At 61.5% G+C, this 13,156-nt stretch carries 12 protein-coding genes; 9 read left to right on the forward strand and 3 right to left on the reverse strand.

All coding sequences use genetic code 11. From position 1 onward, the window contains the following. Positions 1–37: 37 nt before the first annotated feature. Together ABE528_RS17585 and ABE528_RS17590 are read right to left on the reverse strand one after the other, a co-directional pair. On the reverse strand, positions 38–304 hold the full coding sequence (locus tag ABE528_RS17585; RefSeq protein WP_346653643.1) for a DUF3077 domain-containing protein: 267 nt from the start codon (positions 302–304) through the stop codon (positions 38–40). 166 nt (positions 305–470) lie between these two features. Then, positions 471–710 carry a hypothetical protein gene (locus tag ABE528_RS17590; protein WP_346653644.1) on the reverse strand — a complete coding sequence of 80 codons (240 nt, stop codon included), beginning with the start codon at positions 708–710 and terminating at the stop codon, positions 471–473. Between the two features lie 392 nt (positions 711–1,102). Between ABE528_RS17590 and ABE528_RS17595 the strand changes: the two genes are divergently transcribed. Further along, complete coding sequence (locus ABE528_RS17595; RefSeq protein ID WP_346653645.1) at positions 1,103–1,903, forward strand: class I SAM-dependent methyltransferase; 801 nt, start codon at positions 1,103–1,105, stop codon at positions 1,901–1,903. A 32-nt stretch (positions 1,904–1,935) separates the two neighbouring features. On the opposite strand, the gene ABE528_RS17600 is transcribed toward ABE528_RS17595, so the two are convergent. Next, positions 1,936–3,321, reverse strand: coding sequence for a gluconate:H+ symporter (locus ABE528_RS17600; protein WP_346653646.1), 1,386 nt, complete (start codon positions 3,319–3,321; stop codon positions 1,936–1,938). A gap of 379 nt (positions 3,322–3,700) precedes the next feature. On the opposite strand from ABE528_RS17600, the gene ABE528_RS17605 reads away from it, so the two are divergent. From ABE528_RS17605 to ABE528_RS17640, 8 genes are all read left to right on the forward strand, one after another. Beyond that, the gene (locus ABE528_RS17605) at positions 3,701–4,630 is read left to right on the forward strand and encodes a malate dehydrogenase (RefSeq protein ID WP_346653647.1); all 930 of its coding nucleotides are present in this window, start codon (positions 3,701–3,703) and stop codon (positions 4,628–4,630) included. Positions 4,631–4,836: 206 nt separating this feature from the next. Beyond that, entirely contained in the window at positions 4,837–6,099 is a 1,263-nt protein-coding gene (locus ABE528_RS17610) for a cystathionine gamma-synthase family protein (protein WP_346653648.1), read from the forward strand. A gap of 142 nt (positions 6,100–6,241) precedes the next feature. Beyond that, on the forward strand, positions 6,242–7,681 hold the full coding sequence (locus ABE528_RS17615; RefSeq protein WP_346653649.1) for an amino acid permease: 1,440 nt from the start codon (positions 6,242–6,244) through the stop codon (positions 7,679–7,681). 46 nt (positions 7,682–7,727) lie between these two features. Continuing rightward, positions 7,728–8,612, forward strand: coding sequence for a LysR substrate-binding domain-containing protein (locus tag ABE528_RS17620; protein ID WP_152958058.1), 885 nt, complete (start codon positions 7,728–7,730; stop codon positions 8,610–8,612). 24 nt (positions 8,613–8,636) lie between these two features. After that, complete coding sequence (locus tag ABE528_RS17625; protein WP_346653650.1) at positions 8,637–10,025, forward strand: threonine synthase; 1,389 nt, start codon at positions 8,637–8,639, stop codon at positions 10,023–10,025. After that, complete coding sequence (locus ABE528_RS17630) at positions 10,022–10,459, forward strand: Lrp/AsnC family transcriptional regulator (RefSeq protein WP_152958060.1); 438 nt, start codon at positions 10,022–10,024, stop codon at positions 10,457–10,459. Before ABE528_RS17625 ends, ABE528_RS17630 begins: the two co-directional genes overlap by 4 nt. 206 nt (positions 10,460–10,665) lie before the next feature. After that, positions 10,666–11,709, forward strand: a complete 1,044-nt coding sequence (locus tag ABE528_RS17635; protein WP_346653651.1) for a homoserine dehydrogenase — start codon at positions 10,666–10,668, stop codon at positions 11,707–11,709. A gap of 12 nt (positions 11,710–11,721) precedes the next feature. Beyond that, positions 11,722–13,140: an aldehyde dehydrogenase family protein gene (locus tag ABE528_RS17640; RefSeq protein ID WP_346653652.1), complete on the forward strand. Its 1,419-nt coding sequence runs from the start codon at positions 11,722–11,724 to the stop codon at positions 13,138–13,140. The last annotated feature ends 16 nt before the right edge of the window (positions 13,141–13,156 follow it).

A 13,156-nucleotide genomic window follows, 5' to 3' on the forward strand; every position in this document is an offset into this window, starting at 1 on the left:
GACAAGCGCGGCTCCCACAGGGGCGGGTGGCTCGACTTCAATCTTTCATCATGCCCAGTTCGGCATCATCGAGCAGTGCCTTGGCCAGGGCGCTGAGGTAGTGCGAGGCCCAGAGCAGCTGGGGTTTGTCTTCCATCAGGCCGTCGATGGTCAGGTCGCGGACGTAGCCCATCAGTTCTGAGGCCTGTTCGCGGGCGCTCTGGCAAGGGATGCCGGGTTCGATGCGGAAGAGGGGATGGGTCTGGTTATCACCTTGGTAGAAGGTGGTTTTGCCGACAGTGAAGTGGGTTTCTTCGATGGCCATTGTTTGATCTCCCTGAAGTTGAAGATGCCTGGGCTGGCCCTATCGCCGGCAAGCCGGGTGCCCACAGGTTCACCACACACCTAAGGGTCGTCTACAACCTCAGGGGCGGTGCTGTGTGAGAGAGCAAGCCTGCGAAAGCGTCAGGCCAGGCAAGTCGTGATGCGGATTAATGCAGCGTCTGCGGATCCGCTGGCTTCTGGATTTGAGCCAGCGCGGATTCGAGCAATTTGCGCAGGGAATCCAGCTCGCGCATTGACGTCATGATCAACAATGACACGGGTGACTTGGGCTGCATCAACATCGCCTGCTGGGCAACGACTTCGGCACAGAGTGCGTAGTCAGCAGCCATCATCAGCGTGTCTTCGAGGGCGTGTAGGTAAGGTGGATCGGGGACTATTTTCAGCATGGCTATTTACCCAATGGGTGCGTCCACCAGCCTGCTGTCAAACAGATTGGTGGCAGCTGTACGTGGATTGACAGACCGGTGGAAATAGCAAAAGTCCCGGCGCACGCGAGCGTGCTCCACATACAGCCACCATAAGGGCTAGCCGCAGACTATTTACCATTCCAGCCTGTCAAAGCTGCATCGTTGATGTGCAACGACACCCCGAGACTAGAGCGCTAGTTAGCCAGGCTGCAACGGAAAATAGATCGCGCCAGTATCTTTGGGAAATGCCCTACAAGAAAGGGGTTAAATCTGATTTATTTTGCCGTTAGAAGTAACAGCATGTAACGCCAGTTGGTGTTCGACACATCTGCTAACGTCATAAACCTCAACAACCCAAGATGAGGTTCAAGATGATTTCGCACAAGGATGTCATTGCCAAAAACCGTGATGCCTGGAATGCGTCCGCCGATCATCACCGGCGCAGCGCTGAATGGAAACGGCTCATCGCCGCAGTGGCGAACAAGGACTTTTCCTGCCTGGATTCAACCTTGACCGACCAGTTGAAACAGGTAGGCATAACGGCAAAGGCCGTTATCCAGCTGGGCTGCAACAATGGCCGCGAAGCGATATCGCTGTTTGCCCTTGGCGCATCGGAAGTGGTGGGCGTCGATCAGTCTTCGGAGTTTCTGAAGCAAGCGCACGAGCTGGCCGAAAGGTCCCCCTATTCGCCCGTCTTCATCGAGTCAGACATCCACGAACTACCGGCAAATCTCGAGCAGCGCTTCGATGTCGCCTTGATCACCATCGGTGTCCTGAACTGGATGCCCAACCTCGCGCTGTTCTTCAGCCACGTCGCCAGAACGCTGAAACCGGGCGGCACCCTGGTGATCTACGAAACGCACCCCTTCCTGGAAATGCTCGACCCCGACGCCAGCGACCCTTGGCGCATCAGCACGTCCTATTTCCTGGCCGAACCGCTGGTCGAAACGGGCGCCATTGTTTACGAAGGCAAGGGCGAGCCAAACGAGTTGCAGTCCTACTGGCATCTCCACCCGCTAAGCGAGGTGCTCATGAGCGTTGCTGGCGCAGGCTTGAGCCTTCGTGCATTCGACGAATACCCGCATTCCAATCGGGAGGAGGTGTACGACGTCTATGAGCAGGGCGCGGCACAGATACCCATGTGCTACACCCTGGTCGCAGAAAAACGCTGAGGCAGTTGATGAACTGGGCCGGTTTTCCCGGCTCAGTTCACCGTAATCGCCGCATTCAGCATCAACACCACGATCAAACCAACCACCGCCACGATGGACTGCACCACCGAAATGGTCTTGGTAGCTTCACCCATGGTCATGCCAAACGACTCCTTCACCATCCAGAAGCCCGCATGGTTGGCGTAGTTGAAGAACAGCGAACCGCAGCCGATCGACAGGGCCAGCAATGGCAGGTTCAGGCTCGGATCAGCACCTGCCAGCGGCGCCAGCAAGCCGGCAGCGCCCACGATACCGACCGTGGCGGAGCCGGTAGACACCGACAACAGCATCGCGATCAGCCACCCCAGGATCAACGGCGGGAAGGCAGATTGCTGGGTCAGGTGCACGATGGCATCACCGACCTTGGCGCTGGTCAGCATCTCCTGGAAGGCCCCGCCCCCGGCAATGATCATGATGATCGAGGCAATCGGCTTGAGGCTTTTGCCCAGCGCATCGCGCAGCTGTTCGGCGTCGCCGCCGCGCGCCAGTACCAGGCTCGCGCCGGCGAGCAGCACGCCCAGCAGCATGGCGATCAACGGGTTGCCCAGGAAGCTGGCCAGTTCCAGCAGCGCATTGCCTTTGGGCAGCAGCATTTCTGCCACGGCATGCACCAGCATCAGGATCGCCGGCAGCAACGCCGCCAGCATGCCGACCGCAACGCCGGGGCGGGGTTGGCCGTCGGCTTTTTCAGCCAGTGTGAACTGGTCCAGCAATGCCTGATCGGGCCGGGTGCTCATGCGCGGCGCAATGAACAGGCCATACAGTGGGCCGCCAAGGATCATGGCCGGGATAGCGGCCAGGAAGCCATAGAGCATGGTGGGCCCGACCGAGGCCTTGAGCACCGCGATGGCGGTCAACGGGCCAGGGTGCGGCGGCACCATGCCGTGCATGGCGGCCAGCGCGGCAATCACCGGTACACCGACATACACATACGCCGAGCCCTTGAAGCGGGCCTGGCCTTCCAGCTTTCGCGCCACGCTGAAGATCAACGGCAGCATGATCACCAGGCCCACTTCAAAGAACATCGGGATGCCAATGACAAAGGCGACCAGCATCATTGCCCAAGGGATCATCCGGTCCGAGGTGCGCTTGAGGATCACATCCGCGACCTGTTCAGTGACGCCAGCGTCAGCCAGGATTTTGCCCAGCATCGCGCCAAGCGCGATCACCACCCCGACCGCACCCAGCGTCTTGCCGGCGCCAGTGAGCAGGTGGGCGACGATGCTGCCGGGCTCCATGCGCGTGGCAACGCCCACGCCAATGGACACCACCAGCAAGGCCAGCAGCGGGTGCATCTTGAGACGGGACACGATCAGCGCTACCAGCACCAGGACACTGACCAGTGCGGTCAGCAACAGCTGTAGATCTAAGGGAGTCATTCAGGGAATCTCGGTTGGGCTGGCGCGCTAGCGGCACTCAGGCATTGCAGGCATGACAGGGGGTTCTGCGGGCAGTAGCGAGCCGTTATCGGTCGCGGGCAGATGGCCGACTGGATGCGCAAACTTCGAACTTCGGAGGAATGGGGTTGGCGCACGGCGGTGTGGCGCCGGGCAAACGCGTAGAGCTGGGCAGTGCGGTCATGGAGCGATTCACCTTGTTATTTGGTCATCTATATGAATCTTTACAAAGTATTTCCGGGGCGGTGGGATGCTGTCAATAGCATGCGGTCGCATCACATGGTCTTTTCGCCTTGGCGGGCAATACTTCTCTGTATACGCAGGCGTGCTCCTGGTGGCGCGCGCCGCTGGGAGGTGTCTGGTGAACAAACTGACAATCGTGGGTGCCGGCCTGGTCGGCGAGGCGGCGGCGCAGATCATCGCTCGGGATGAGTTGTGCCGTGAGCTGGTGTTGATGGATGTGCAGGGTGAGCTGGCGCAGGGCAAGGCGCTGGACGTCTGGCAGGCGGCGGTCGAATCAGGTTCTGATACCCGGGTTGTCGGCGGGTCCAAGGCCGAAATGCTGCAGGGTTCTGACCTGGTGGTGATTACCGCGGGTGTGCCGCGCAAGCCTGGCCAGTCGCGTCAGGATGTGCTGAGCATCAACCTGCCGATCCTTGACGGCATCATGCACGACATCAACCGTCATGCGCCGACAGCGACGGTGCTGGTGGTGTCGAACCCGGTCGATGTGCTGACCTATCGCGCCTGCTCGCTCAGCAAGCTGGGGCGCAGCAGGGTATTCGGCCAGGCCGGTGTGCTGGATACCGCGCGCATGAAGTGCTTCATTGCCGAGCAGACGGGGTTTTCGGCCCGGGATATCACGGCGCTGGTGCTGGGCGGGCATGGCGACAGCATGGTGCCGCTGATGCGTTACTGCCAGATCGGCTCGGTGCCGCTGTCGCACTTCCTGTCCAGTGAGCAGATCGAGCAGATTGTGCAGCGCACACGCAAAGGTGGCGGCGAGATTCTGGGCTTGAAGAAGCTCGGCAGCGCCTGCGATGCGCCGGGCGTGGCCATTGCGCAGATGGTGGATGCGATCGGTAACGGGCGCCATCGCATTTTGCCAGCGGTTGCGATACTCGACGGTGAGTATGGGCGTACCGATATTGCCATGGGGGTCCCCTGCGTGCTGGCCGAGGGGGGGATTACCAGGGTGATCGAGTTGCCGCTGGATGCCCAGGAGCAGGCGATGTTCGACCAGTCGGCAGACCAGGTGGTGCGGGATATCGCCGAAATGAAAGCGCTATAAGTTTGGCCAGCCTCTAGTTCGGCAGGCCTTGACCGAGGTCCGAGAGGGGCTGGGCGGCTGTTGCGCCCGCCCGGTCCCCAGCCATTAAAAAAAGCGCCACTCAGACCCGGATTCCATCGTTTTTCAGTCCCCCCGGCATGCCCCTATAGTCCGCTGACAGCCGATGCTCAATCGGCGTATACAACTCAGCCGTGCGGGAACCGTATATGAACAACAACGAAAAAAACCAGGGCCTTGCAGCGGCCGGTGTCGGTACGCGGGTGGTGTGGGGCGGGGAACAGATCCAGCACCCGTACAACGCCACCCAGACTCCCATCGTGGTCAGCGCCGCCTACGGCTACAACGACATCGATGCCTGGTATGACGTGGCCCAGGGCAAATTGCCGGGTTACATCTACAGCCGCATGAGCAACCCGACCGTCGCCACGCTGGAAGCGAAACTGTGCGAGCTGGAGCAGTCCGAGTCGGCCGTGGCATTCAGTAGCGGCATGGCCGCCATCAGTGCCGTGCTGCACACCTTCCTGTCCAGCGGCAAACGGGTGGTGTCGACCCGCGACAGTTACGGCGGCACCAACAAGATCTTCGAAGAGTTCCTGCCGCGCATGGGTGTGCAGGTCTGTCTGTGCGACACCCTCGATAGCGAGGCGCTAGAGCGAGAGATTGCTGCAGGCTGCGACCTCCTGTACCTGGAAACCCCTACCAACCCCACCCTGAAGGTACTGGACATTCAACGCCTGAGCGCTGCCGCCCGACAAGCCGGCGCCCTGGTGGTGGCCGACAACACGTTCGCTACCCCCCTGAACCAGAACCCGCTGGCCCTGGGCGTGGATATGGTGGTGCACAGTGCTACCAAGTTCCTGTCCGGGCATGGCGATGTACTGGGCGGGGTGGTGTGCGGGGCCGAGCCGTTGATGGCGAAGGTACGCCACTACCGCGAGATCAACGGTGCAGCCCTGGACCCGTTTTCCGCCTACCTGATCATCCGCGGTATCAAGACTCTGGCCTTGCGCCTGCGTCAGCAACAGGCCAGTGCCCAGGCCCTGGCGCATTACTTGAGCAGCGAACCGCTGGTTGAAACGGTCAACTACCCAGGGTTGCCCCAGCACCCTGGCCATGCAATCGCCAAGGCGCAAATGCGCGGCTTCGGCGCGATTGTCAGCTTTGTGCTCAAAGGCGGCATGCCTACCGTGGCGCGGCTGCTGCCACGCCTGAAGTATGCCCATCGGGCTGGCAACCTGGGCGCGGTTGAAACCATATACGGCCCGGCGCGTACCACCAGCCATGTCGAAAACACCCTCGAAGAACGGCTCGCCTTGGGTATTTCCGAAGGGCTGGTGCGCATTTCGGTGGGTATCGAAGACACCGAGGACCTGCTGGCAGATTTGGAACAGGCCTGCGCGTCGGTGCGCCAGGAGTTGGCCGCAATGGAATTGCACGGTGACACACACGGCTGCCCGGTTCAGGCCTGAGGCCGACGCGTAGCACCCACTACTTGCGTGGGTGCCACTTCATGAAGTCGAACAAAAACAATATGCAAGGCAATTCACTTCGCTCTGCCAAGACGAGGTCGTTGCAACGTCCTTGCCCGCCAACTTTCATGAGAAAACCACAATGTCCCTGCAGACTACGACAACGAGAAATGCTTCAGCGCATAGCTTCAAGCAGGATATGCAAACCCGCCATATCGTCATGCTGGCACTGGGCGGTGTCATCGGTACCGGCTTGTTCCTGACATCAGGCTACACGGTCAACCAGGCGGGCCCCCTAGGGGCGGTCATCGCCTATGTGCTTGGCGCGATCATGGTCTACCTGGTGATGATGTGCCTGGGCGAACTGGCGGTGCACATGCCGGAGGTGGGCTCGTTCAGCAGCTACGCCACGCGTTACATCGGGCCGGGGACTGGCTACATGGTGGCCTGGATGTACTGGCTGACCTGGACGGTTGCCATCGGCTCAGAATTCACCGCCGCCGGCATCCTGATGGTGCGCTGGTTCCCCGACACGCCTGTGTGGATATGGAGTGCGCTGTTCGGGTTGGCGGTGTTCATCAGCAATATCATCTCGGTGCGGTCGTTTGCCGAGACCGAATTCTGGCTGTCACTGATCAAAGTACTGGCAGTGGTTGCCTTTCTGGTAGTGGGCGGCAGCGCAATCCTGGGCGTGTTCGAAATTACCCAGGCCCACAGTGCCGGGCTGGGCAATTTCACGCGTGAAGGGCTGTTCCCCACTGGCTTCTGGTCGATCGCCATGACCCTGCTGGCGGTGGCGTTCGCCTTCTCGGGTACCGAACTGATCGGCATTGCCGCCGGCGAAACCCGTGACCCTGAAAAGAACGTGCCCAAGGCCATTCGCACCACCGTGCTGCGTCTGGCGCTGTTCTTTGTCGGCACCATCTTTGTTCTGGCTACCTTGTTGCCGCGTGAGCAAGCCGGTGTGGTGGAAAGCCCGTTCGTGATGGTATTTGAAATGATTGGTATCCCCTATGCGGCGGACATCATGAACTTCGTGATCATCACAGCGCTGCTGTCCGCCGCCAACTCTGGGCTTTATGCAGCCGCGCGCATGCTGTGGACCCTCAGCGACCAAGGCAACATGCCACGCCGGTATGCCTCGCTGTCCCGTCGCGGCACGCCGTTCAATGCCATCGTGCTCAGCATGGCGGGCGGCATGGCTTCGTTGCTCAGCAGCGTGTTTGCGCCCGATACCATTTACCTGGCACTGGTGTCCATTTCCGGGTTGGCGGTGGTGGTGGTGTGGATCAGCATCGCCGTCAGCCAGATGGCCTTCCGTCGCCATTACATCGCCCATGGGGGCAAGCTCGAAGACCTTAAATTTCGCGTGCGCGGTTACCCGTTCGTGCCCTTGGCGGCGATCTTCTGCTGTGTCCTGGCCTGCGTCGGCATCGCCTTCGACCCGGCCCAACGCGTAGCCCTGTATTTCGGCTTGCCCTTCATCGCCTGGTGTTACCTGGCGTACTGGCTGACCCGTAAATACCGTGCGCGTCGCCCGCTGCAACTGGAAACCGTGGTGCCAGGTTCCGAGGTCGCCTGAGCAGGGTGATACTAGATCACCGGAACGTTGCCATGAGAAAGCGCCGATGACTCAGAAAACCCTGCCTCCCTTGAACTGGCTCAGAGCCTTCGAAGTGTCGGCGCGTTACTTGAACTTCACCCATGCAGCAGAGGAACTGCACCTCACCCAGGGCGCCGTAAGTCAGCAGATTCGGCACCTGGAAGGCCAGTTGGGGGTGGCGCTGTTCAAGCGCCTGCCCCGCGGGCTGGGGCTGACCGAAGAAGGTCAGTCCTACTTGCCGGTAGTGCAGGACGCAATCATCCGCCTGGCGGTAGGCACCAATGAAATTTTCGGGCAACGCCAGCGCCGGCCCCTGAAAGTGCGCGGCAGCCTGTCGTTTCTGCACTTCTGGTTGGCGCCCCGGCTGGCCGACTTTCGACGTTCGCACCCGCAGGTCGACATCCGTTACATCAGCAATCTGTGGGTCAAGGAACTGGATGCCGAGGATGACCTTGAAATCCGCTGGGGCAGTGGGCAGTGGCCTGGCGTGGAGGCGCAGCGCCTGACCCGCGACCTGCTGGTGCCAGTCTGCTCTCCCGCGCTGATTGCCGACTCCCCGCTGCGCGAGCCTGGCGATCTGGCCAAGGTTCCGTTGCTGCATGTGCTGGGTTACGAGGAGGGGTGGGGCTATTGGCTGGAGCGGGTTGGTGCCGATCAGGTCGACTCTTCCAGCGGCCTGCAGTTCGACACCCTGGTGTCGACCTTGCGCATGGCGGAAATGGGCCTCGGGGTGGCGCTGGCACGCTCATCGCTGGTCGATGACCTGCTGCAAGAAGGCCGGCTGGTAGCACCGTTTACCCAGCGCATCGAGGCGAGCGAGTCCTTTTACCTGGTACGTGGCCTGGGCGAAGCGTTGTCCACCGATGCCCAGGCCTTCAGCTACTGGTTGGTGGCGATGGCCCACCGTTAATCCAATATTTATCCTGGAGCACTGATGCAGTACACATCCACGCGCGGTAATGAGACACGGGTTGATTTCCGCACGGCGCTGCTTTCCGGGCTGGCCGCTGATGGCGGGCTTTATGTGCCGACTGCAGTGCCGACGTTCAGCCAGCAGGAAATTGCCAGCTGGTCCTGGTTGCCGTTCGACGAACTGGCCTGGCGGGTGATGGCACCGTTTGTCGGTGATACCCTCGATGAGCCGACCCTCAGGGCGCTGGTCAGCGACAGTTACCGTGGCTTTCGCCACCGTGGGATTGCACCGCTGCAACAGATCGGCCATAACGAATGGATTCTGCAGCTGTTTCACGGGCCTACCCGGTCTTCCAAGGATTTCGCCGCGCAGTTGCAGGCGCGGCTTATCCGCCATTTCCTTGGGCCCGATTGCGAGCGGGTGATGCTGGTCGGCGCCAGCAACGGCGATACGGCGGTGGCCGCTATCGAAGCCTTGCGGCATTGCCCTACGGCACGCCTGTTGGCGCTGTACCCCAGCGCAGGGACGCCGGCCGACCGCGCGGCGGTGATGCGCAATGCCGCTTGCGAAAGCGTGAGCTGCGTGGACGTGGACGGCAGCTTCGATGACTGCCAGTCGCTGGTGTCGGCGCTGCTGCGTGAATGGCCGTGCCCCGAGCTGATTCCCGTTAGCTTCAACTCGACTAACTGGATCGGCGTGCTGGCGCAGATCGTGTTTTATTTCCACGCGGCGCTGCAGTTGGGAGGGGGAATACGGCCGGTGGGTTTCAGCATTCCCACCGCCAGTTTTGCCGAGATCTACGCAGGCTTCATTGCCCAGAAGATGGGGCTGCCGATCAATCAGATCATTGTCTCGACCAACCGCAATGATGCCTTGCACCGGTTCATTCACTGCAATCGCTACAGCCGTGGTTCACCCAGTCAGACCTTGTCGCCCGTCATGGACTTCTCGCTGTTCTCCAACCTGGAGCGCTTCGTCTGGGAGCTGTACGACCGCGACAGCGGAGCGACCAGGGCGCTGATGGAGCATTTCGAGGATTGTGGCGAACTGAGCATCGGCAACCGCCAGTGGTTGCATGCACGTATGCTGTTCGACTCGTATGCCGTGGACGATGCGCTGATCCGCGAAGAAGTCGTCACACTGTTTCACGAGACCGGCAGTGCAGTAGACCCACATGCCGCCACCGGGGCCTTCGCCGGTCGCCTGCATCGGCGCAACATTGGCGCGCCCATCGTCACGCTGGGGCAGTTTGCCCCGGAAAAATCCGCCGGGCTGCTGGCGGAGCTGGGCGCCTGGCACGGCGATGTGCCTGCTGACGTGGCGGGCACTGCTGGCGGCGGGCAGCTGCTGGGCCGCGAAGACCTGGCAGGCGTTCACGCGTTATTGGCTCAGTTGCAGGCCAGGCGATGAAGCGCATCCTCGACCCCTTGGACGAGCGGATTCTCGCCGAACTCACCGCCAATGCACGGATCGCCCATGCCGAGCTTGGGCTGAAAGTGAATCTGTCGCGCAATGCGGTACGCCAGCGCATTGAGCGCCTTGAGCGCGATGGGGCCATCCAGGGCTATACGTTGCGCATCGGTGAGGGGCGGCGGCCGACATCGTTGATCAATGCGGTGATCTTCGTCTACCGCTATGACCGCATGCGCGGCGCAGCAGTGCTTGATGCGTTGCGCCAGATACCCGAGGTGATCCAGTGCGAGGTGCTCAGCGGCGAGTTCGACCTGTTGCTGCGCGTCGAGGCCTCCAGCCCGGAGCGCGTGCATCATGTGTGGACGGAAATCGCCGCCATGCCAGGGGTCGAGAACACGGTGACGTCGTTCGTCCTGGCCACCGTGATCTAAGCCGCGCCTGAGACATTAACGCTATCGATACTACGACGCCGCCCGGGCTTTCGCCCGGGCGGCGTCGTGCATTGGGGGCTGTTCAGGCCGCCATCAGGTACTGGTCAGATTGGCCAGCAAATACAGCGAATTGCCATATTCAACTGGCATTGCACGGCTCTTAGGCTTGTCCTCATGGACCAATCGCCTGGAAAGGACAGCAAACCATGACCGAATACAAGATTGCACTCGTTGGCTTTGGCGGCGTGAACCGTGCCCTGGCCCAACTGATCGCCGAACGCAATGCGCACTGGCAGCAAGCGCTGGGCTTTGGCCTGAAGATTGTTGGCGTCACCGACCTGTTCCTGGGCTCGGTTATCGACCGGGATGGCCTGGACGCCGCCATGCTGGCAGCCCTGCCAGCCAAGAAGGGGGCGCTGGCGCAGATCCCTCAGGGGACGGCCGAGGCATTCAACGAGGCGGTGATCAAGCAATCGGGGGCCGACATCATTGCTGAGGCCACATTCACCAACCCCAAGGACGGAGAGCCGGCGGCAACCTTCTGCCGCTGGGCGCTGGAAGCGGGCAAGCATGTGGTCACCACCAACAAGGGGCCCATTGCCTTGCATGCCCAGGCGCTCAAGGCCTTGGCCAAGGCTAACGGGGTGTCGTTCGAATACGAAGGTGCTGTGATGAGCGGTACGCCGGTGTTGCGCATGGCGCGCCAGACGTTGGCCGGCGCCGGCTTGGTGGGGTTCGAGGGCATTCTCAACGGTACTTCGAACTATGTGTTGACGCGTATGGAAGAGGGGCTTGGTTTTGCCGATGCCGTGGCCCAGGCTCAAGCGCTTGGTTACGCCGAGGCAGATCCGAGCGCCGATGTGGAGGGGCATGACGTGCGCCTGAAGGTGGTCATTCTCGCAAACGAGTTGCTCGGCGCCTGCCTGCAGGTAAGCGATGTCACCTGCAGCGGCATCAGCAACCTCGACAGTGTGGCGATCCAGCAAGCACAAGCGGCGGGCCAGCGTTGGAAGCTGATCGGTAGCGCCAGCCGTGAAACCGATGGTTCGGTACGTGCCAGCGTCGAAGCGCGCCTGTTAGCCGGCAATCACCCCTTGGCGGGTATTTCCGGCGCCACGAATGCGGTGGCGTTCAACACCGAATTGCTGGGTGCGGTGACCGTGTCTGGCCCAGGTGCCGGGCGTGTCGAAACCGCATTTGCCCTGCTGTCGGATATCGTCGCCATTCACAACGCTGGCCGCTCGGTCTGAGGAGCAACGTTCATGAGCCTGACTTCCGTGTCGCGGTTAGCGATTGAGCAACCCGCCCTGATCGATGTATTCAGCCCCTTCGACGGCAGCCTGGTGGGCAGCGTCGCCAACCTGCCTGCCGACGCTGTGCCAGGCCTGCTGGTCCGCGCCCGCCAGGGGGTGCACGCGTGTGCCGCGTTGCCCCGGCATCGACGCGCCAGCATTCTGGAGCAGGCCGCGCGCTTCATCGAGCGTGACACTGCAGATTTTGCCGGTTTGATTGTCGATGAAGCCGGCAAGACCCTGCGTCAAGCCGAGAAGGAGGTAAAACGCTGCATCAACACGCTCAAGCTGTCTGCCGAGGAAGCGCGGCGCAACGCTGGCGAGGTGGTGCCTTTCGATGCTTATGAAGGTTCTGAATCGCGCCAGGGCTGGTTCACCCGCGAGCCGTTGGGGTTGATTCTGGCCATCACACCTTACAACGATCCGCTCAACCTGGTGGCGCACAAGCTCGGGCCAGCGATTGCGGGTGGCAATGCGGTCATCCTCAAGCCCTCGGAGCTGGCCCCGCTTTCTGCCTTGAAGCTTGTGCAATATCTGGTCGATGCCGGGTTGCCGGAAACCGTCGTCACCGTCGCCACGGGCGGTGCCGAACTGGGCAAGGCGCTGGTGGCCGTGCGTGAAGTGCGGATGATTTCCTTCACAGGCGGCTTCGCCACGGGCGAACAGATAGCTTGCGGGGCTGGCTTGAAAAAGTTGGCCATGGACCTGGGGGGCAACGCCCCGGTGCTGGTACTCAAAGACTGCGACCTCGAAGCCACTGTCGAGTCTTGCGTGTCTGGCGCGTTCTGGGCAGCTGGGCAAAATTGCATTGGCACCCAGCGCATTCTGGTGGACGCATCGATCTATGAGGCGTTCCGCCAGCGTTTCGTTGCCTTGACCCAGGCGATGGTGGTCGGTGACCCAGGCCTGCGCGAAACCGACATGGGGCCGATGATCACCGAAGGCTCGGCCCGGCACATAGAAGAGCGCGTGAGCCAGGCTCTTCAAGGCGGTGCTCGCTTGCTCTGTGGCCATCGACGTCAGGGGGCTGTCTATTCGCCGACAGTGCTGGAAGGCGTTGACCCTGTCAGCCGGCTGTGGCGTGAAGAGGTATTCGCACCCGTCGTGATGCTGGCGCCCTTCGACACTATCGAGCAGGCAATAGCGCTGGCCAACGCGCCGGAGTACAGCTTGCATGCCGGTGTATTCACCCGCGACCTGTCGTTGGCGTTGAGCCTGGCGCGGCGAATCGAGGCCGGGGGCGTGATGATCAATGACTCTTCCGACTACCGCTTCGATGCCATGCCTTTCGGTGGCTCCAAGTATGGGAGCCTGGGGCGCGAGGGCGTGAGGTTCGCTTACGAGGACATGACCCAGCCAAAAGTCGTTTGCCTCAACCAGCTGGGTTGAAGGGGGAGTCTGATGA

Origin of the sequence: Pseudomonas sp. TWI628 (assembly GCF_039673865.1) — a bacterium.
GTDB lineage: Bacteria > Pseudomonadota > Gammaproteobacteria > Pseudomonadales > Pseudomonadaceae > Aquipseudomonas.

What these genes read in the sequence shown, in the direction of transcription:
- ABE528_RS17595 (WP_346653645.1), top strand. Translation starts at nt 1,103, where the DNA reads ATGATTTCGCACAAGGATGTCATTGCCAAAAACCGTGATGCCTGGAAT.
- ABE528_RS17615 (WP_346653649.1), top strand. Translation starts at nt 6,242, where the DNA reads ATGTCCCTGCAGACTACGACAACGAGAAATGCTTCAGCGCATAGCTTC.
- ABE528_RS17600 (WP_346653646.1), bottom strand. Translation starts at nt 3,321, where the DNA reads ATGACTCCCTTAGATCTACAGCTGTTGCTGACCGCACTGGTCAGTGTC.
- ABE528_RS17635 (WP_346653651.1), top strand. Translation starts at nt 10,666, where the DNA reads ATGACCGAATACAAGATTGCACTCGTTGGCTTTGGCGGCGTGAACCGT.
- ABE528_RS17620 (WP_152958058.1), top strand. Translation starts at nt 7,728, where the DNA reads ATGACTCAGAAAACCCTGCCTCCCTTGAACTGGCTCAGAGCCTTCGAA.
- ABE528_RS17625 (WP_346653650.1), top strand. Translation starts at nt 8,637, where the DNA reads ATGCAGTACACATCCACGCGCGGTAATGAGACACGGGTTGATTTCCGC.
- ABE528_RS17585 (WP_346653643.1), bottom strand. Translation starts at nt 304, where the DNA reads ATGGCCATCGAAGAAACCCACTTCACTGTCGGCAAAACCACCTTCTAC.
- ABE528_RS17640 (WP_346653652.1), top strand. Translation starts at nt 11,722, where the DNA reads ATGAGCCTGACTTCCGTGTCGCGGTTAGCGATTGAGCAACCCGCCCTG.
- ABE528_RS17630 (WP_152958060.1), top strand. Translation starts at nt 10,022, where the DNA reads ATGAAGCGCATCCTCGACCCCTTGGACGAGCGGATTCTCGCCGAACTC.
- ABE528_RS17590 (WP_346653644.1), bottom strand. Translation starts at nt 710, where the DNA reads ATGCTGAAAATAGTCCCCGATCCACCTTACCTACACGCCCTCGAAGAC.
- ABE528_RS17610 (WP_346653648.1), top strand. Translation starts at nt 4,837, where the DNA reads ATGAACAACAACGAAAAAAACCAGGGCCTTGCAGCGGCCGGTGTCGGT.